The following is an 18,333-nucleotide window of genomic DNA, read 5'->3' on the forward strand; positions in this document are numbered from 1 at the left end:
CTAAGCTGCAATGGTTTCTCTCGACCACATTGTCGAGGATGCTAAACGTGATTTCCTCGGAGCTGCCGATTCGGCAGCTCTAGAGGACGCGAAAGCCAAGTATCTCGGTAAGTCAGGTGTTCTCACTGAGCGTTTAAAAGCGCTAGGTGGAATGTCGCCTGATGAGCGTAAGAGTGCTGGCGCCCAGATTAATCAAATCAAAACCCAAGTAGAAGTTGCATTACAAGAGCGTCGCCAAGCACTGGCTGATGCAGTATTGCTACAACGTCTTGCGGCGGAATCCATCGACGTTTCTTTGCCTGGCCGTGGCCAAGCAGTAGGTAGTCTGCATCCGGTGATGCGCACCTGGGAACGTGTTGAAGAGATCTTTCGCTCCATTGGTTTTGATGTAGCTGACGGCCCTGAAATTGAAACTGATTGGTTTAATTTCACTGCCTTAAATAGCCCCGAGAATCATCCCGCACGTTCTATGCAGGACACCTTTTATATCGATGGCAAAGATTCCAATGGAAAGCCTTTGTTGTTACGTACGCATACCAGCCCGATTCAGGTTCGTTATGCCAGTGAGCATGTCAAGAAATATGCCCATGCTGATGTAATGCCACCAATCAAAGTGATTGCGCCTGGCAGAACCTATCGCGTGGATAGTGACGCAACCCATTCACCGATGTTTCACCAGGTTGAGGGCTTGTGGATTGCAGAGAGCGTTTCCTTTGCAGACCTTAAGGGCGTGTATACCGATTTTCTCAGAACCTTTTTTGAAACGAATGAGCTGCAGGTTCGTTTCCGTCCATCGTATTTTCCATTCACTGAGCCTTCAGCTGAAATCGATATGGCCTTCGGTAGCGGCAAGCTAGCCGGCCGTTGGTTAGAGATTTCTGGTGCAGGGCAGGTTCATCCAAATGTATTGCGCAATATGGGTATTGATCCAGAGCGCTATACCGGTTTTGCTTTTGGCTCTGGCTTAGAGCGTTTGACGATGTTGCGTTACGGCGTTGATGATTTACGTCTTTTCTTTGAGAACGATCTCCGATTCTTAGCGCAATTTCCGGCTTAATTCGCCAACCTTCTAATAGTAGATAGCGTATATGCAATTTTCTGAATCTTGGTTACGTCAATATGTAAATCCTTCGCTTGATAGCAATGCCCTGGGTCATGCAATGACGATGGCTGGCCTTGAGGTGGAAGAGCAGCATTCAGTAGCGCCTGCATTTACGAAGATTGTCGTTGCTCAAATTCTTTCTGCCGAGCAGCATCCCGATGCAGATCGTTTACGTGTTTGCAAAGTTGATGCTGGTACTGGTCAAGAGTTGCAAATCGTCTGTGGCGCTCCAAATGCACGTGCTGGGATTAAGATACCGTGCGCATTAGTTGGCGCAGAATTGCCACCAGCTGAAGCGGGCGGTAAGCCATTCTTGATTAAAGTAGGCAAGCTACGCGGTGTAGAAAGCCAAGGCATGTTGTGCTCTGGTCGAGAGCTGGGTCTTGGCGATGACCATGAGGGTATTCTGGAGCTGCCTGCTGATGCACCAGTTGGTGAGGATATCCGCAAGTACTTAAGTCTGGATGACCAGATCTTTGTTATTAAGTTAACACCCAACAAAGCTGATTGTTTATCTCTGATGGGTATGGCACGTGAAGTGTCAGCAATTACAGGTGCTGCACTGTGTGCTCCAAAGTGGACCACTGCAAATGTCACTATTGCCGATAAGCTCAAAGTGACAGTTGAAAGCCCAGATCTATGTGGGCGCTTTTCAGGACGCGTGATTCGTGGAGTTAATCCAAAAGCACAAACACCAGATTGGATGATTCAGCGTCTTTGTAATGCTGGGCAAAGAAGTATCTCTCCCTTGGTAGATCTTTCTAATTATGTGATGTTAGAAATGGGTCAGCCGACCCATGTATTTGATATTGATAAATTGACTGGTGACTTATCAGTTCGTTGGGCGAAGCCAGGAGAAAATCTTGAGCTATTAAATGGCCAGACAGTTGTTTTGCAAGGCCCAGATTCTGCGGGAAAACTACAGGATGCTGGTGTTGTTGCCGATCAAAATGGTCCTGTGGCATTAGCGGGAATCATGGGTGGTAATCACTGCGCAGTAACAGATGACACTAAAAATATTTATATTGAAGCGGCTTATTGGCAGCCTTCAGCCATTCAAGGTCGTGCGCGCCGCTTTAATTTCAGCACCGATGCCGCGCACCGCTTTGAGCGTGGTGTTGATCCGCAAAATACGGCTAACTGCTTAGAGTATTTAACAGCTTTGATTGTTGAAGTATGCGGTGGCCAAGTTGGCCCAATGGATGATCAAGTATTAGCTATCCCTGAGCGTAAACCAGTGCGTATGCGTTTGGCTCGCGCCATGAAAGTCATTGGCATTCCTTTGACCGCTGAAATTGTTGCTGATGTGTACAAGCGTCTCGGTTTTGATTTTAAGCAACAAGTAGGTGATGTGTTTGTTGTAACGCCACCAAGCTATCGCTTTGATATCGAAATTGAGGAAGATTTAATTGAAGAAGTCGCCCGCATGTACGGCTTTGAAAATATTCCTGATGTACCACCAGTCTCCTCTTTAAAAATGAGTGCTAGGGCTGAGGCAAAGCGCGGAGTGCATTTATTGCGCCAGCGTTTGGCTCTGCAAGGCTATCAAGAGGCGGTGAACTTCGGGTTTACTGATCTTGAGAGTGAACAACGATTAGCTGCAGCCACGGACAAAGACCTCATTGCTGTACTCAACCCGATTGCCAATCAATATGGCGTCATGCGCAGCAATCTGTGGGGTGGTTTATTGGCTAACCTAAAGTCAAATCTGAATCGTGGTGCTGGCCGTGTCCGTTTATTTGAGACGGGTCGTGTATTTAAGCGTGATGTAAGCGTGCAAGAAGAGGCTGGCAGAGTTGCAGGCTTTCATCAGCCTCAGCAAATTGGTGGTTTGGCTTATGGATCATTCGTAGCGGAGCAGTGGGCAAGCGCTGACCGTGCAGTTGATTTCTTTGATGTAAAGGGTGACTTGGAGCGTGTGCTCGATCCGTTGAATTTCACAACTGAGGCCGCAGTTCATCCTGCGCTGCATCCTGGACGTTCGGCGCAGATTCAATTATTAACCCCATCTGGCAAGCACAACATTGGCTGGATTGGTGAATTACACCCTGGCTTACAGCAAGCTTACGAGTTACCGCAGGCTCCAGTTCTATTTGAAATGGATTTAGAGGCTATTCGTAATTTAGGCATTCCACAGCCGGAAGAATTGAGTAAATTTCCTGCTGTGCAGCGAGATCTAGCGGTAGTGGTGAAGCAATCCGTTCCTTCGCAGGCTCTGCTCGATGCAATGAATGCGAAGAAGCAGAACTTTGTTAAGGCGATTGAGCTATTTGATGAGTTCAAGCCCAAGGCTGGCTCTAGTAGTATGGCTGATGATGAGAAGAGCTTAGCCTACCGTGTGACTTTGCTCAATCCACAGGAAACTTTGCAGGATGCGCAAATTGAAGCGGTTATGACTGCTTTATTGGCAACACTTGAGAAAAATTGCGCAGCCCGTCTGCGCTAGGTTTAATATTAGTAACAGATCTAGTAAGAAGAGACTTCCGCCATGAATGATTTAGTTAGCAACGATACCGTTACCAAGAATGAGCTCTCGGAAGCCCTCTTTGATCAAGTTGGTCTAAATAAGCGTGAAGCTAAGGATATGATCGATGCCTTTTTTGATCGTATTGGCAAGTCTCTGGAGACTGGTGTTGAGGTGAAGATTTCTGGGTTTGGTAATTTCCAGTTACGTAATAAATCTGCTCGCCCAGGCCGCAATCCAAAAACTGGTCAAATGATTCCCATTGCCGCTCGTCGCGTTGTGACATTTCATGCAAGTCAAAAGCTCAAGGACGTAGTTGAGTCTCATGCTCGAGAAAACAGCATTTGACGCTGGGTCGGTGCTGCTGAGTTCGCAGCTTCCCCCAATTCCTTCTAAGCGTTATTTCACTATTGGTGAGGTATCTGAGCTTTGCGGCGTTCGTTCTCATGTACTGCGCTATTGGGAGCAAGAATTTACCCAATTAAGCCCTCAAAAGCGTCGCGGTAATCGCCGCTACTACCAACATCATGAAGTCGTCCTCATTCGTAAGATTAGGTCGCTTTTGTATGAAGAGGGCTTCACGATTAGTGGTGCCCGAAATCGTCTTGATGAGGCTCGTGGTGAGCTTCGCTTGCGCGATGAGTTGCAGGCTGTCCTGCAAATTCTCTCCAAATAGTTACTGATACAATTTTGTTTCTCGTCGGGGCGTAGCGCAGCCTGGTAGCGTACATGCATGGGGTGCATGTGGTCGGAGGTTCAAATCCTCTCGCCCCGACCATTTTATTCAATTAAATCAAAGACTTACGATACTAACTGTTAACATAAGTTTCAGTGTTAACACAAAATTAAATAATTCCCCCTAAGCCATTCCTCAGAAAAGCCTAGAGGTAAGCATTTAGATGGAGTTATCGACCCAGCCCACGATCTTGTCGGGCATGGCTCTAACAACATACAGGGAATGCTCTACATTTTGAAGAATCCCAGCGTTTAGGAAGTTTCCTAAGCTATTGGTTACCCCGTTAAGGGTTAGCTTTTGCAAGAGGTGGTCTGTCGAGAGTTGGACTGTGGAGTCTATGGCTATTTGTCGGTTCATATTCTTTCCTTAGTTTGGGGCTAGATCCAGCCCATCTTGGTGGCGGTGGTTAGTGATACCCACTCACCTTTAATCTTTATCGTTGTTGTTCCCCCAATATCTCTTACAGGGACATTAGCTTTCTTAAGGGCATCTAGAGAGGGTGGGGTGGCTTTAGCGTAGGCATCAGCCAGCTTTTGCCATCCTCTGTATGAGTTGCCCTGTACTTGATGATTGAGAGCGTCCTTGAGGAGTTGTCTTCCTTGGTTGCTACCCTGTGCCCACGTATAGAGATCTTGTCGATCATCTGACTCAAATCCAAAGTCTTTTTCTAGGATGTGATTGGCTTGAACTTCATAAGCTCCGACAATGTGATTGAGTCGTTGCAATACCTCACCTTGTTCAACCCCACTTAAGTGTGAGAGTTCGACTGCAAGGTTTGCAATATCGCCACCCTGAGCTAAGGCTTCAATTGCTTTAGGCATAGCTACTGAGATAGTTTGATCTGAGAATGGCTCTAAAGCTAAGTTCACAGTCTCGATCAGCTCATTCGGTGCATTGATCTCCTGAGGATCACTCTGAGCGATCTGAGGAGTTCCTATAGCCTCATTCTTCTCATAGTTACCATTGCCATCGCTGATTAGAGTACCGGCCTGTAGGTGTGCTTTAACACTAGACTGAATGCCTCCTACTGTGACTACTGTCTCTTCATTGATAGTGCTTGTGGGAATCCCATAATGATTTTGGGCTGAGGCTCGCCATGAGTTTGCTTTGTAGGCCTCAAGTTGAGCGAGTGCCTCTGAAGAACTTCGGTTCACTGTGTCGTATGAGGAAGTTGCCTCACCGCCACTAATGGAAATTCTATGGACTCCTGGGGAGTTAACTGAGGGAGAAGATTCGGTAGTGTTTTCTTCTCCATCGGCTACATAAGTTTGTACTGATGTGTAGTTAGACATTTAATAATTTCTTTTTAGTCAAATTGGGATAGGGGATCTAGAGCTATGAGACTCAGTAACTTCTTGAGACAAGCTTTAGAAAGCTAGAGCGAAAGGTGGATAAGACTGTTTTATTTGTCGGTGTTGTAGTACATCTTGGACAGGCTGGATCTTTGGTAGTTGTATTCAGCTTCGTCTGTTTCTGAGATGATTTCGAGGTCAGCAATGTTCCGCAAGTCCGACAGTGCTTCTTCATCGGATAAGGTTTTATCTTGGTTGTATTGGTCATGTTTATTTAGTGCTTGATACAGTTGATAGTTAATCAATGCCTCACAAAACTTCTTAATATGTAGAGGATTGTTTGGTTCACTCATTAGCCTATTAACGGCCTTCTTGAATGCCACCTTCACTGGTACAGGTTCGGCTGCTTTGTACTTCTTCGTCACGTTTATGCCTCTTTGTAATGATTGAACAAGTTCGATTCAAAGCTCTGAGCATCTCCTTAGTAGTGGGTGTTGGCTCAATAGACTCCCAGCACTCAATCATTGCTGGAGCTAACTTTAAGAATCGTCTTTGGTTGGCTTTAGATCCTCTAAGTACGTCTAGGTCTATATGCTCAGGTGGTATGTATGCTCCATGGGCATCAGCTACCATTTTTATCTTTTGCTTGGTAGGGTCTAAAGATATAAAGAGGGCACTTAAAGACTTGGCAATTAGTGATCTCGTCTCTTTGTTCGTGGGAGCATGAATAGCACATAGCTTTAATGGCTAGTGCCTTGCTTGTGGGGTTGTCTTTAAGTTGGCCGTAAGGATTTCTCCTCATTACTATCGGGGATGTATTCATAGAATCGATTTCTAGGTAATTTAAGTGCTATTTTTGCCCAATAACGAAAGCTAACTTTCCTCGGTAATACCTCGGCCTACCTTTTGGATTTAATTTCCGTTATGGGGGTTTTTGAGCACTCATGGTTGAGTTAAGACTTCTTGCCTTGTTTGGCTAGAAGTTCTATCTTTTGCTTCTGACCTTCTAGGAAGTCAAACTTCTTAGCGGTCTTGCATTGGGCAATCACTTCAGCATAAAACCGAATGGCTTGCCTAGTGATTAAGGTTCTACTGGGTAATCGGTTATCTCCTAGGAGAAACTCAGGAGACTCTTGGAGCTCCTTTAATCGACCAAGTGTCCATCTATCGAGATACAAAGAGAAGGACTGGGCGGTTGTAGCCGAAGGGGCTTTAATTAGTTTGGGTGTGTTACTTAGGTTATTCATTAGGTTATCCATGCAGTCTTTTAAAAACATTGATTAAGAGACAGAGGTCTGAATCTTTTTGGGGATAGGGTAGGGATAGCCACCTAGAGAAGCCTCTAAGGCTTAAGACAAGTCTCAGTTTTTAGGTGTAGATGGCTTAAGTAGTCTGAAAGACTTCTCTAGGGGGTTATCTCTAGATAACTTAAGGTTGTCTTAAGTTAGAGACATATTTGATTTATTACTAATAAGGTCTTATTACTTAAAGTCATCTTTAGATATCTTTAGTTAAAGACTATTAAGGTTGTATATGTAAGAGTAGATACTTAAGATTCTTTAGAAAACTTAAAGTTAGACTTTAGGTTTCCCCCCTTACCCCCCCCAATGATCCCCCCTAGGTCATTGGTTTCACCCTCAGAAAACTACTCTCATACCCGTGCCTGAGCTGACCATCCCGAGTCTTTTAGTTCATTTTGGGTCGAAAGTAGTTATCTGAAGGTGGCTTGTTCTTCTAAATAAGCAATAGTCAAATTACGTGCCATCCTCTAAATAGGCAACCTTCAAAATATTGGCTCACTTATCCAATTGTGTAATAGTTAAATTGCGAGCCTCTCTATCCCATTGTGCAACTGTCAAATTACGAGCTACCTTCTCCAACTGTGCAACCGATCGTCTGTCGGCTATTTACTCCAATTGTGCAATATACAAAAAAGCCCCAGTGAAGGGGCTTAGTTGTCTTAAAGTGGTGTGTTGTTTATCGCTGAGAACCCACGGCATAGATAGAGGGTCTGTCTTCCCATCCTGACATAGAGACTCCAGAGTTGAATCTCGATTTCTACAGTCTTGCCTATTGATAGCTTCATGTTTACCCCCTTTAAGTTATCGAAACGTCAGTTTCGTTTTGAATTCTTCTCGAGCTCAGAAGGAGGGATGGAACTTTAGTGAGCCCAAGGATGTCTAGGTATCTGGCAACTTGTTTGCTATGCCACCTTGTCGAGCCTGAGGCTGTTTTGGCTTTTGTTGACTCAAGTACCCTTGCTATGGCGCTATAGGACATGCCTTGCTGTCTAAGAGGCTTGATTAGCGGCTCTAAGGCCTTCGCTCTAGCTACGGAGTTATCTTTCTTAACTTTGTTTCTTTTGAGCGTCTTATCTCTCAGGCCACCCAGTTTTACACCCCGGGCTTTTGCTTCTTTTAGGGCTGCAATAGTCCTTTGGGATATGAAGTCTCGCTCCTGCTCGGCAAGTGCTGCATATAGGTGAAGTTGAAACTTATCCGCCTGGGGAAGGCAGGCAACCTTAAATTGCAATTTTTTGTCCTCCATTAGGCTTGCAATAAATGCAACCTTCCTTGATAGCCTGTCGAGTTTTGCAACCAGCAGAATTGCCTTTTCCTTTTTCGCGAGTTCGATGGCCTTCTCAAGCTCCTCCCTGTTGTCATCAGACCCCGAAAGGATGTCTACGAACTCAGCAATTACCTCATATGGCTGACCAGAGTAATGCGTCAAGTATGTATATAAATCTCGATTTTGGGCTGCTAATCCAAGGCCTGATTTGCCTTGTTCTGCTGTAGAAACACGTCTATAGGTTATGTACTTGTGCACCCTAATCACCTAGTTAAATGTAATAACTAGATCTTATCCATTTCTGGACATATGTCAACGACCGTTGTGACTGTCTCAATATGTCATAGTTTCATAAACGAGAGTAATTAATTGACGAAAAGGGTCTTAGCAGTGTGGTGCAGGGGGGGGTAAGAAAAAAAGTCAATGTATCGAGTGGGAACTCAAAAATTTCTACTAAATTATTTTGAGTGCTACTGGAATCTAGAGGCTAGGTGTTCCTTATGCTCTACATCGGTCATTCGTGTCAGAGCTAGTCTCTTGCATTCCAGTCGCCCCACACAGAATTGCATACGGTTCTCGGTCAGAAGTTCTTCATTCAAACCTTTGAGATACAAAAGCAGTGAGCCTAGGGTGTGAACTCCAAGGGGGTGATCGGTCTTGAAGGTGGCATCACCAGTAAAAACCACCATTGGGAAGATATGCTCAGGTGGAATGAAGTCCAGGAGTTCTTGAACTGCTTTTAGGTGTTTGAAGTTTTGGCGAAGTGGATTTTGAAATCGGAACTTCTTTTTGTAGATCACCTGAGTCCAGTCCTTCGAGTTGGCATCTCCAAAAATCCAGCCACTGTAATGCTTGGTCTCAATTACAAAGACACCGAACCTGGACACCAAGATATGGTCAACCTGAGTGGTGCCTTTATCAAGTTTGAGGGTGATGTTGTTGAGTAGGTGCCAGGAGTCGCTCGGAAGGTTGGTGATGATGGCATCACGAACTAGGGCTTCACCTTTGTTCTGAAAACGGTATCTGCCATAGGATTGAAGCAAATAACCGCCCCCAAGCACGGCTGGGATGAGGAGGAGCCACAGATACAGGTTCATGATTTACTTCTGATTGCTATTCTTTGTGACATTCGTAATCACCATTGACTGTATTGCTATGCTTCTCATAAAGGGCAGCAACGGTTCCCATGATGCAGTCATCTTCAGTTTTATATTTTCCTGCATCAACGACATTCGACAAGTTGTATCGATCGGGGTAGGCATACCCCTGCCAATCTTTGCTTTGTGATTTGACGAGCACAACGATAGCGATAATTCCAATAAACCAGTAGATGTATTTTTGATCGTTCTTTGCCATCAACTAATCTCTATGCAGACCTGATAAGTGTGCGTATATTTTCCCGATTCCAACCATGATGGCTAGGTAGAACAAGCCCATCCCAAGTGCCCTTACAAATTCGGGGGTGTTTGAGGTGTTACGAACAATGACTGAATTTTCTTCAGCCAGGAGGAACATAAAAAATTCAGCAACAAAAACGGCACCAGCAAGTGCAATTTGTTTAATGATGGTTTCAATCCGATCCATCCAGTCAGGATTTTCAAGTGAGTCAATGTGCTTGTCGTATGCCATATAGCAAAGGAGGCAAGCCAGGAAGACCCCTAGAACGGAAGTAATTATGATTCCCATGGTTAAACCCCAATATTTCTCAATTTCATAACTATAAACCCTCAGTTTTTAGGATTAAATACTTGGGGGTGCATTATTCTTAAAGTGTGACCAATTTAATTGGTATTTGATGGATCTAACCGAGGTGCAGTAATGGAGTTTCTGATAATCATTGCCTTAGCTGGTATCGCTTTTTATTATTTTAAAAAAGCGAAAAAAACACCGCCAATTCAAAAAACCACCAAAGACTTCAAAATTGGTAGTAACTATGCATTTGGTAAAGGTAGCCCAGGCATTGATAAATTATCAGCAGAGGTATTTACGGAGCAGGCTGGCAAAGGTGACATTGAAGCCCATGCAGCGTTGGGGAATATGTATGGGCTTGGCATTCACTTCCAAAAGGATGTTGAGCAATCAGTCAAGCATTACCAAATTGCCTCCGATGCTGGTCATGCAACTGCAACATACGAATTGTTTGGTTGCTACCTTGAAGGTGCTGGTGTGCCAAAAGATGAGCAAAAAGCCATTGAGCTATTAAAGAAAGCTGCCGAAATGGGGGAGCCATCAGCACAGGCAGTTATGGGTATATTTATTAGCGGAGGTGTGCATGGCTTTACGCAAGATCAAACAGAGGCTTTGCATTGGTTTATGAAGGCTGCCCAAGGAGGTTCTGCACACGGACAACTGAGGCTGGCTGATGCCTACATTGCTGGAGAGCTTATTCAGCCAAATTATGAAAAAGCATTTGAGTATTACAAAAAAGCGGCAGACCAGGATATGTTGGCAGCCTGTGAGCGATTGGGTATTTTTTATCAAACAGATGCTTACAACGAAAAAAATGCGGCTGAGGCATTTAAGTGGAATATGAAGGGTGCGACTCTTGGCTCACCCAAGTGTGCCTATTTTGCGGGGGCAGCTCTTTTATTTGGTGATGGTGTCGAGCTAAATTACGAACACGCAAGAACTGTTCTAGAAGTGGCAGCAGAATCTGATTACGCAGATGCTCAATACCTTTATGGAATGATGCTTGATCGTGCTTTAGGTGGTGATAGAGATCAGCTGAAAGCGATCGAATGGCTAGGCAAGTCGGCTGACCAGGGAAATGAAAAAGCTTTGGCAGAACTCCATCAGATGCGTGAAGATATTGATAGATCACTGGATGGGATCACTGGGATTTCGAGGTAAGGTTCTAAGTCTTAGACTGAGTAATTAAGGATTAATATGGATTTTCACATTAGCAAAACTGAGATTCACGCAAGCTTTCATTGCACTGATGGGTCTGATTACAGAACTCGATCAATGGTCACTCTGTATGGTGCAATGATTCAATTTGATAATCCGAATGAGCAGTTCAGGAACGAATTCCCGCAGAATATTCGAAATTCAAAAAATCAAAAAATCCTTGCGGTATGTGCAGGCAAGAGTGAACAGGAATTTCTTGAAAAGGGTTCAAGTGTTGAAAAAACTAATATCAAGCTTGATTTGTCGGTCGTAAATAATGAGCTCGAGATTAGCGGAACGCTCTATTTGCTGAAAGATGATTTCGATCGTCTAGTTCGCATTGTCGAGGGATTGCCTCGTCCAAATACATACTTATATGGGACTATCGTGACCATCGGCGGGAAAGTGTCAAGCCCAAGCAAGGCATACATTGAGGGCTACTGTGAAGGGCTAACAACATTGAGTTATTTGCATGGTGAGGAGAAAAGTAATGGCTAAGTATGAGGTCAGGATTCACCATAAAAGAAGGGGATGAAATTGAGGGTTAAAGAATTGCTAAATGGTTTAAATGGTTGGCAAAGATTATTTGCAGGCTTTCTTATTTTTATTTATTTGCCGATTACCTTTGTAATTGTTTCTGATGCAGGAAGATTTCAGATTCCGAATGGTCAAGAGTTGACCAAGATCATGCCCGATCAAGTGTTGAATAGTCTTCATACAAAGGAATCAATATTGCAGCAAATGTCGGATGGCATCGACTGGGATCTTGCAACTGAAAAGGACTACAAGTTATATCGTGTTGGCGATCCTGATAGGAGCTGGGAATATGCCTTGTATGTCTCAAATAAAATTGAACCAGCTAAAGCTAAGGCCATGGCAGACGACTTTAGTAGGGCAATGAAATCCTATGCATTCAGATCGATTCTTATTGAACGATTGGCGACCTTCATTTACTTTCTAGTCGGTGCGATCTGTATCTACGCTTTCGGTTTGACTTTGGCTTGGATTTATAGAGGGTTCAAAAGAGGTGCAAATGGATAACGAAGTTGGCGGGTTAGTCTTTTTCCTGTTTGGAATATTTTGTGCCTATTGGGCACAGACGACAAACCGGAGTGCATGGCTTTGGTTTTTCCTGGGGCTTTTCTTTGCTCCGATAGCTGGACTGGTTTTGCTTTATAAGAACTCTAAGGCGAGTAAATAATGTTGATGATGATTATTGCCGTGGTAATCGGTGTGCTGATTGCCCTGGTGATTTATAACAATCCTGAAATCATCATTGACCTGGCAAAGCTTGCGTTTTATGGTGCTATTGGCATAGGGGCAATATTTATATTGGTGATGATTTATTTCTCAATTTTTGAGAGTGGATCAAAAACTACCAGCAAGATGATTCCAGTAAATGTTAAAAGTGGGCAAAGTCTTGCAGCTGAGTCCGTAAATCTAGCTCTGTCGCAATACGAGCCAATTAATAAGCAGTGTACCCAAGAGCTGACGAATAAGCATTTGCACACTGCATTTGAATTTAATTTTAAAAAATATCTGATTGTCGAATCGAGCTGCACTCCCCAGGGCGGTAACCAGAATTTTGACTACATCAATTTAATTGAGATAGATTCATCGGGAAAGTTCATTGAGCGAGATGCAATTAATTTTAGAGGTATTCTAAACAGCGTCAATATTGAAAATGGATTTATCAATATTCGGTATGCTGGTTACGCTGCAAACGACCCAAAATGTTGTCCATCACTAGCAACCATTGAAAAGTATGAGATTTTTGACAATCGTTTAGTTAAAAAATGATCTACCCCAAAAAGCCACCTAAACCCAAAGCCACCATCAAAGATCTGCTCAATAGCGATCAACTGGTGAAGGGTAAGGTGCTGCTTGAAAAGAAGCTGGCAGAACAGAAGGTTATGGCAGAGGCAATGGAATTTGAAATGCGGAACCGAAAGTCAAAAGCAGGGCGAACTAAATGACCTTTTCTGAGTTAAAAAAATTTATTACCCAGGATATGTCTATGAGCCATATCTATCAGCCCGTGATGCTGATAGAGCTATTGAAAGGCGGTGGTAAGGCTTCAGTTCGAGAAATTGCCCAGGCAATCCTCAATCATGATCCAACTCAGGTCGACTACTACTCTGAGATTGTTAAAAACATGGTCGGCAAAGTTCTGACCAAGAGCAGGGGCATTACAGAAAAAGAGAAGGATACATACTTACTTCGTGGATCTGATCAATTAAGCGATGCTGAGAAGGCAGAGCTCGTTGCCCTGTGTGAGTCCAAAATTCTTGATTACGAGATTAAGCGCAATGGTGAGCACTGGGATCACCGTAAGCGTGGCAGGAACCCAATCTTAGGATCGATCCGCTACGAGGTGCTAAAGCGATCTAAGTTTCGTTGTGATCTATGTGGTATCTCAGCTGACAAACGTAGCCTAGAAGTTGACCATATCCATCCTAAGAGTTTGGGTGGCAAGGATGACATCAGTAATTATCAGTCACTTTGCTATCTATGTAATGCACAGAAAAATAATCGTGATGATTCTGACTTCAGAAATCATGAGCACTTTTACGATCACCGTTCTGAAGGCTGCTTGTTCTGCGATTTACAGGCAACTAACCGCACCAGGATCGTTGATGAGAACGAATTAGCCTATGTAATCAGGGACGGCTTTGCGGTCACTCCGCATCACTCACTTTTTATTCCTAAGAGACACGCAGCTGACTACTTTGAATTGACTCAGCCTGAAGTCAATGCAATTAACCAGCTGATACAGATGCAAAAAGTTGCTCTGGAGAAGCTGGATCCAACCATTGAGGCATTTAATATTGGAATGAATTGTGGTGAAGCGGCAGGGCAGACGGTATTTCATTGCCACGTGCACCTCATTCCAAGGCGAAAGGCTGATGTAGATAATCCCAGGGGTGGAGTTCGCCATGTCATCCCAGGTAAAGGTCATTACCAGGATAAAAAATAAACGGTTAGAGTTGACGATATGAAAAAACTAATACTTGTGGCATTAATTTTTCTAAGTGCCTGCTCTGTTCGGTACACGCAGCGTATCCCTGGCATCCAGCCTGGCTATGTCGATACTCAGCTGGGTCAAGATACATATCAGGTCAAGATCGGAGAGGCATGGCAAAAGGACTGGGCTGACTTGGAGAAGTTTGCGATGTACCGTGCTTCCGAAATCACAGAGTCACGAGGTAAACGCTACTTTATTGTGCTCAATTCAAGCACCCAAGTATCGACTTACTACATTACAACACCGTCAACGACCAACACTAATGCCACTGCTACAGTTTCTGGATCTACTGCATATATCAATTCAACTTCCACCACGACTCCGGGAGTTACCGCACCCATTAGTGGTGGTTGGTACACATTGGACTTCAGAATCCTCAGTGATGCTGATCTAGCAAAGACCCCAAGGGTGGTTGATGCTCAGCAGGTAAAGCGTGATTACCAAATGTTTATTGATGGTAGGCGGTAATGAGTGATATTGAGTTTTTTGCCAAGCTAAATCCAAAGCCTTTTAAGAGCCTTGCAATCATTGAGAAAGACCGGGTCGAGGAGCTTAAGCGGGAAAAGGAGTTGGCTCTCCTGAAGGCTGCTGGCAAGATCCCGGCCGAGCCTGAACCACCAGAAACACGGGAACCGTTCTACGACTAATGCGATTAATTTTGAATTGCTATTGACTTTGTCCTATTGAATTTGCTAAAGGTGGTAGCACCACACCCAATAAGGACAAGAAATGTCTGAAATACCATTTGTTTTAGCTCAGCAAGAAAAGGACTGTATGTCCTTCAATACTGAAACACCCCCAAATCCAATTGTGGATTCATACAAGGAATCAGCCTTTTTCCCTGAAATTCATGCCTACGTGACTACAAATGCGAGGGTCAGGGAGGATGGCGACTTCTGGATTGAGTTTAATACCATGGCTGGAGAGCGTCTATCGGGAATGGAAATGTATATAAACCGATTTACCAATGTCGAGGAGGGGCTCCAATTCCTTAAGAAGCTTCAGAGGGTATCTGAAAACCTCATTGGTTTTATTGAAAAGAATCACTTGAAGCAAGCACCTAAGGATTGAGTATGGGTAATGCAGGATCTTACTTGTTGCTAATCTTTCCGATCATCATCCTTGTATGGATCTTTATGCCTTCAGCAAAGACTCCCCCAGCTGATTATGCGCACATCGTATTGTTTGAGAATAGCAAGAAGTCCAACTCTAGTCGTTATAAGATCGTAATTAATGGTGAAGATGTTTCTTCAAAGTTTGGTGCTGATTCAGATGGCTTTATTAGGACTCATCATCTCGACTGGGAAGGTAAGTTTAATAAAGGGTGTAGCCTCAGAAGTCAGACTGGGTTAGAGCCACTTTTCTATCACAAAGTTTATCTAAAAGGCGAAGAGCCTAACTATTCATACGGTTATGGAAAGATAAAGTCTTATTACCATGAGAATAATCCTCAGGCAATGTATGAAGCCGTGCTAGACATAAGTAAAAATAAATCCTAGTTGTGCTTATTTATTACCTTCCGTTAGGTCGATAGTAAGGGTTATTAGGGGTCGGTTGCCGATACCCGTCTGCCCCTTGTTGATACTGAGTTGTTCCACTACCGATTGTGTTGTTTCTGATATCCCCGTAGTAGGAAGTATCTCCGACTCTGTTCTCCGTTCCCACTACTGTATTGGTTGTATCTTTGTAATAGGTCGTATTCCCCACAGTATTGGCTGACCCCACTACATTGTTGTATTGATCCCTGTAGTAGGTGGTCTGAGCGATAGCTGAGGAGGAGATAAGAAGTAGGGAGAGCAAGATCTTATTCATTCTAGCTCCTCATCACTTTGTTGGGGAAGAGGCTCATCGTGATCCTTGTCATCCTTAGGAGTTAGGTCAGTCTCATAGTCCACTAAAGCAGCGACTACTTCATCTCTAGATAGGTCATCAGTCTTATTCTTTGGCATGGTTATTTGACTCTATACCCTTTAGTTACTTACTACCTACGACTTTAAGAAACTTCTTGGCTACCTTTGCGTTCCAAGGCCTGAGCGTATCCATCTCAGCCTTAGAGTAGGTGTCAAAGGTGATCTTTCCAGTGGTGTGCCTCATCAATCGAACAATGTTCAAAGGCTCACACCCAATTGCCTCAAGCTCCTGAGCGTATCTCTTACGAAGTCCGTGGGTTGTCTTTGAGCTATATCCAAGGTCTTTAGATAGTCCGTTGAAGTTCCTCTGAATCCTCCTAAAGAGCCCCTTGTTCTCGAATGGAATTCGTTTCAGCAAGGTGTTTACCTCAGGAATCACTGGAAGATAGGCCGAGGAGGCCACGTTCTTAGTGCCTTCTACATAGATAGACCCAGTGTCTTTAGGTTTGATCTTGAAGACTTCGCTTATACGAAGGCCAAGGAGGAGGGCTACAGTTACACAATCTCTCGTATCGGAGAATAAGTCGGGGTGATTAAAGAGGGCTTTTAGCTCCTCATCGGTGTGGGCTATAGCTCCATCTCCACCTTTGCCCTTAGCCCCAGCACCCTCAGCGTAGTTCCTCTCAACAATTCCAGACCTGATGGCTGACTTGAAAAGTAGAGATATTTGGGAGAGTTTGTTGTTTGCTGTTTTCGCTGAGAGCTTCTCCTCGGTGGTCATATGATCTACCCAAGAGGCTAAGTGTTTGGTTTTAACAACATCAATAAAGACTAGTCCACTGTGCAAGGAGAACTCTCTGACGGCTTCTTTTAGTCTTCTTTCTGCGTTCTTTTGGTCGAACTTTTCGGGATACTTTTTCTCTGCAATCCATCGCTTAATTTGTTGCTCAGCGAGTGTGTGAAGTGAGGTTCTTCCTTCGAGTTCACCCATCAATCTTTGAGAGGTGATCTTGTCTAACTTCTCTGAGAGGTTCTTTGCAATCTCCCAAGATCTTTCGTCTGTCTCATCATCTTTAGTGTGGTGTTTGATATCAAGAATTAAGTTCGTTACGTAGTCTCGTGAATTGAACTTCTCAAACTCTTTGAAGATCTCGCTTACTACTTCGTGAAGTCTTCTCTTAGCTACCTGTAGATCCTTTGTACGTAGTGAGCGAACAATGATTTCTTTACCAACATAGGGTGCGAGTTTCGTAGGTACACGAACACGGGCGTAAAATGTCCCATCAGGTCTAGGTTGGAAGAGATAGTTAGGTTTCATGACTGTTAACACAATTTAGATAAATGTTAACACATAATAATATTCAAAACTCTATGGAATAAGGCTTAGAGAGGGGTGGCATAATGTTCAAATCCTCTCGCCCCGACCATTCAATTTCCCATCTACTTCCCATGACATCAAACTCAAACAACACTACGTATTTTGGATTGACCATTCCGTTTTTAGCTCACCTGGGGGTAGTGCCTGAGTATGCCGAAGGCGGTAAATCACGTATTAGCTTAGTCATTCAGCCAGAATTTGAGAATAGCTTTCAGATTGCTCATGGTGGTGTTGTGATGACCCTTTTGGATTTTGCAATGGGGGCGGCAGCTCGTAGCACTGTCAACCAGCAACTTGGCGCTATGACAATTGACATGAACGTCAGCTTCTTACGCCCAAGCGTTGGCAAGATTGTGGTGGAGGGTAGTGTTCTCAAGTTTGGTAAAACGATTCATTACTGTGAGGCCGTAGTATTAAATGAGGCTGGTGAAGTTACTGCTAAATCTAGTGGTACATTTATGCTGAGAAGGTAATTTTTAATAATCACTATAAATATAGTATTTATAATGATTATGTTGTTTAATTGATTAATTATTAAAATACAGCCCTATTAGTGTGGGGTTATAAGCGCCATTTAATTAAATACCATTATTCTTTAATATATGGATATAATAAATGCTTAGGAGTATCAAATCCTTTGTTATTCTATAAATTGATTATCTGGATAAACTAAAAATGTCATCATATAAAGAGTTGTTAGCCCAACGTGATTTGTTGGATAAGCAGATTAAAGAAGCAGTTTTACGTGAAAAGGCCGATGGCATTGCTAAAGCCAAGCTCATCATTGAACAATACGATTTAACAGCATCAGACTTATTTAGCCGTAAGGCTGGCGTCCGTAGTTCAGGCGGTAAGGTTGCCCCTAAGTATCGCAATCCCTCTAATGGTGATACTTGGACTGGTCGCGGCAAGGCGCCTAAATGGATCGAAGGTAGAGATCGCAGTAACTTCTTGATCTAAATTATTGATTTAAATAGATTTATTGTTAAAAAAAGCCGCTCATTGCAAGATTGAGCGGCTTTTGTGTTTTAT

Annotated in this window: 28 protein-coding genes and 1 tRNA gene; 17 read left to right on the forward strand and 12 right to left on the reverse strand. The window is 43.7% G+C overall.

The window, feature by feature from the left end; genetic code table 11:
• The first annotated feature begins 10 nt into the window (after window positions 1-10).
• The 5 genes from pheS to C2759_RS04625 all read left to right on the forward strand — a co-directional run bounded on the left by pheS (window position 11) and on the right by C2759_RS04625 (window position 4,344).
• On the forward strand, window positions 11-1,057 hold the full coding sequence (gene pheS, locus C2759_RS04605; RefSeq protein ID WP_215356475.1) for a phenylalanine--tRNA ligase subunit alpha: 1,047 nt from the start codon (window positions 11-13) through the stop codon (window positions 1,055-1,057).
• Window positions 1,058-1,088: 31 nt separating this feature from the next.
• Complete coding sequence (gene pheT, locus C2759_RS04610; RefSeq protein ID WP_215356476.1) at window positions 1,089-3,548, forward strand: phenylalanine--tRNA ligase subunit beta; 2,460 nt, start codon at window positions 1,089-1,091, stop codon at window positions 3,546-3,548.
• A 42-nt stretch (window positions 3,549-3,590) separates the two neighbouring features.
• The gene (locus C2759_RS04615) at window positions 3,591-3,914 is read left to right on the forward strand and encodes an integration host factor subunit alpha (protein WP_046330087.1); all 324 of its coding nucleotides are present in this window, start codon (window positions 3,591-3,593) and stop codon (window positions 3,912-3,914) included.
• Window positions 3,892-4,242, forward strand: a complete 351-nt coding sequence (locus C2759_RS04620; RefSeq protein WP_215356477.1) for a MerR family transcriptional regulator — start codon at window positions 3,892-3,894, stop codon at window positions 4,240-4,242. Before C2759_RS04615 ends, C2759_RS04620 begins: the two co-directional genes overlap by 23 nt.
• A 25-nt stretch (window positions 4,243-4,267) precedes the next feature.
• Window positions 4,268-4,344 (forward strand) — tRNA-Pro (locus tag C2759_RS04625).
• Between the two features lie 117 nt (window positions 4,345-4,461).
• On the opposite strand, the gene C2759_RS04630 is transcribed toward C2759_RS04625, so the two are convergent.
• The 10 genes from C2759_RS04630 to C2759_RS04670 form a co-directional block, all read right to left on the reverse strand.
• Window positions 4,462-4,659: a hypothetical protein gene (locus C2759_RS04630; protein WP_215356478.1), complete on the reverse strand. Its 198-nt coding sequence runs from the start codon at window positions 4,657-4,659 to the stop codon at window positions 4,462-4,464.
• A 20-nt stretch (window positions 4,660-4,679) separates the two neighbouring features.
• On the reverse strand, window positions 4,680-5,594 hold the full coding sequence (locus C2759_RS04635; protein ID WP_215356479.1) for a hypothetical protein: 915 nt from the start codon (window positions 5,592-5,594) through the stop codon (window positions 4,680-4,682).
• Between the two features lie 110 nt (window positions 5,595-5,704).
• Window positions 5,705-5,947, reverse strand: a complete 243-nt coding sequence (locus tag C2759_RS04640) for a hypothetical protein (protein WP_215356480.1) — start codon at window positions 5,945-5,947, stop codon at window positions 5,705-5,707.
• 7 nt (window positions 5,948-5,954) lie between these two features.
• Window positions 5,955-6,227 (reverse strand): hypothetical protein, encoded by a 273-nt coding sequence (locus C2759_RS04645; RefSeq protein WP_215356481.1) that lies wholly within the window; start codon window positions 6,225-6,227, stop codon window positions 5,955-5,957.
• A 320-nt stretch (window positions 6,228-6,547) separates the two neighbouring features.
• Window positions 6,548-6,841 carry a hypothetical protein gene (locus C2759_RS04650; RefSeq protein WP_215356482.1) on the reverse strand — a complete coding sequence of 98 codons (294 nt, stop codon included), beginning with the start codon at window positions 6,839-6,841 and terminating at the stop codon, window positions 6,548-6,550.
• Between the two features lie 713 nt (window positions 6,842-7,554).
• A complete protein-coding gene (locus C2759_RS10610; protein WP_256441207.1) occupies window positions 7,555-7,680 on the reverse strand; it encodes a hypothetical protein in 126 nt (41 codons plus the stop codon).
• An 11-nt stretch (window positions 7,681-7,691) separates the two neighbouring features.
• Window positions 7,692-8,420 carry a recombinase family protein gene (locus tag C2759_RS04655; protein ID WP_215356483.1) on the reverse strand — a complete coding sequence of 243 codons (729 nt, stop codon included), beginning with the start codon at window positions 8,418-8,420 and terminating at the stop codon, window positions 7,692-7,694.
• A 212-nt stretch (window positions 8,421-8,632) separates the two neighbouring features.
• Window positions 8,633-9,259 carry a nuclease-related domain-containing protein gene (locus tag C2759_RS04660; RefSeq protein WP_215356484.1) on the reverse strand — a complete coding sequence of 209 codons (627 nt, stop codon included), beginning with the start codon at window positions 9,257-9,259 and terminating at the stop codon, window positions 8,633-8,635.
• Window positions 9,260-9,275: 16 nt separating this feature from the next.
• Entirely contained in the window at window positions 9,276-9,518 is a 243-nt protein-coding gene (locus C2759_RS04665; RefSeq protein ID WP_215356485.1) for a hypothetical protein, read from the reverse strand.
• A gap of 3 nt (window positions 9,519-9,521) precedes the next feature.
• Entirely contained in the window at window positions 9,522-9,848 is a 327-nt protein-coding gene (locus tag C2759_RS04670) for a hypothetical protein (RefSeq protein ID WP_215356486.1), read from the reverse strand.
• A gap of 132 nt (window positions 9,849-9,980) precedes the next feature.
• On the opposite strand from C2759_RS04670, the gene C2759_RS04675 reads away from it, so the two are divergent.
• From C2759_RS04675 to C2759_RS04720, 10 genes are all read left to right on the forward strand, one after another.
• Complete coding sequence (locus tag C2759_RS04675) at window positions 9,981-11,012, forward strand: SEL1-like repeat protein (RefSeq protein ID WP_215356487.1); 1,032 nt, start codon at window positions 9,981-9,983, stop codon at window positions 11,010-11,012.
• Between the two features lie 36 nt (window positions 11,013-11,048).
• Entirely contained in the window at window positions 11,049-11,546 is a 498-nt protein-coding gene (locus C2759_RS04680) for a hypothetical protein (RefSeq protein WP_215356488.1), read from the forward strand.
• 39 nt (window positions 11,547-11,585) lie between these two features.
• Window positions 11,586-12,089, forward strand: a complete 504-nt coding sequence (locus tag C2759_RS04685) for a hypothetical protein (RefSeq protein ID WP_215356489.1) — start codon at window positions 11,586-11,588, stop codon at window positions 12,087-12,089.
• 159 nt (window positions 12,090-12,248) lie between these two features.
• Window positions 12,249-12,848, forward strand: a complete 600-nt coding sequence (locus tag C2759_RS04690; RefSeq protein ID WP_215356490.1) for a hypothetical protein — start codon at window positions 12,249-12,251, stop codon at window positions 12,846-12,848.
• Complete coding sequence (locus tag C2759_RS04695) at window positions 12,845-13,024, forward strand: hypothetical protein (RefSeq protein ID WP_215356491.1); 180 nt, start codon at window positions 12,845-12,847, stop codon at window positions 13,022-13,024. The genes C2759_RS04690 and C2759_RS04695 overlap by 4 nt, the downstream gene beginning before the upstream one ends.
• Before the next feature lie 41 nt (window positions 13,025-13,065).
• The gene (locus C2759_RS04700; protein WP_215356492.1) at window positions 13,066-14,025 is read left to right on the forward strand and encodes an HIT domain-containing protein; all 960 of its coding nucleotides are present in this window, start codon (window positions 13,066-13,068) and stop codon (window positions 14,023-14,025) included.
• Between the two features lie 18 nt (window positions 14,026-14,043).
• Complete coding sequence (locus tag C2759_RS04705) at window positions 14,044-14,541, forward strand: hypothetical protein (protein WP_215356493.1); 498 nt, start codon at window positions 14,044-14,046, stop codon at window positions 14,539-14,541.
• Entirely contained in the window at window positions 14,541-14,720 is a 180-nt protein-coding gene (locus C2759_RS04710) for a hypothetical protein (RefSeq protein ID WP_215356494.1), read from the forward strand. Before C2759_RS04705 ends, C2759_RS04710 begins: the two co-directional genes overlap by 1 nt.
• 82 nt (window positions 14,721-14,802) lie before the next feature.
• The gene (locus C2759_RS04715) at window positions 14,803-15,144 is read left to right on the forward strand and encodes a hypothetical protein (RefSeq protein ID WP_215356495.1); all 342 of its coding nucleotides are present in this window, start codon (window positions 14,803-14,805) and stop codon (window positions 15,142-15,144) included.
• Window positions 15,145-15,146: 2 nt separating this feature from the next.
• The gene (locus tag C2759_RS04720; protein ID WP_215356496.1) at window positions 15,147-15,572 is read left to right on the forward strand and encodes a hypothetical protein; all 426 of its coding nucleotides are present in this window, start codon (window positions 15,147-15,149) and stop codon (window positions 15,570-15,572) included.
• 309 nt (window positions 15,573-15,881) lie between these two features.
• Here C2759_RS04720 and C2759_RS04725 read toward each other — a convergent pair whose 3' ends face one another.
• Entirely contained in the window at window positions 15,882-16,022 is a 141-nt protein-coding gene (locus C2759_RS04725; RefSeq protein WP_215356497.1) for a hypothetical protein, read from the reverse strand.
• A gap of 25 nt (window positions 16,023-16,047) precedes the next feature.
• Window positions 16,048-17,241, reverse strand: coding sequence for a site-specific integrase (locus C2759_RS04730; RefSeq protein WP_215356498.1), 1,194 nt, complete (start codon window positions 17,239-17,241; stop codon window positions 16,048-16,050).
• A 131-nt stretch (window positions 17,242-17,372) separates the two neighbouring features.
• Here C2759_RS04730 and C2759_RS04735 point away from each other — a divergent pair, with 131 nt between their 5' ends.
• Window positions 17,373-17,774, forward strand: a complete 402-nt coding sequence (locus C2759_RS04735) for a PaaI family thioesterase (protein WP_215356499.1) — start codon at window positions 17,373-17,375, stop codon at window positions 17,772-17,774.
• A gap of 202 nt (window positions 17,775-17,976) precedes the next feature.
• A complete protein-coding gene (locus C2759_RS04740; RefSeq protein ID WP_215356500.1) occupies window positions 17,977-18,261 on the forward strand; it encodes an H-NS family nucleoid-associated regulatory protein in 285 nt (94 codons plus the stop codon).
• Window positions 18,262-18,333: the final 72 nt, after the last annotated feature.

This window comes from Polynucleobacter sp. MG-Unter2-18 (genome assembly GCF_018687675.1).
Classification (GTDB): Bacteria; Pseudomonadota; Gammaproteobacteria; order Burkholderiales; family Burkholderiaceae; genus Polynucleobacter.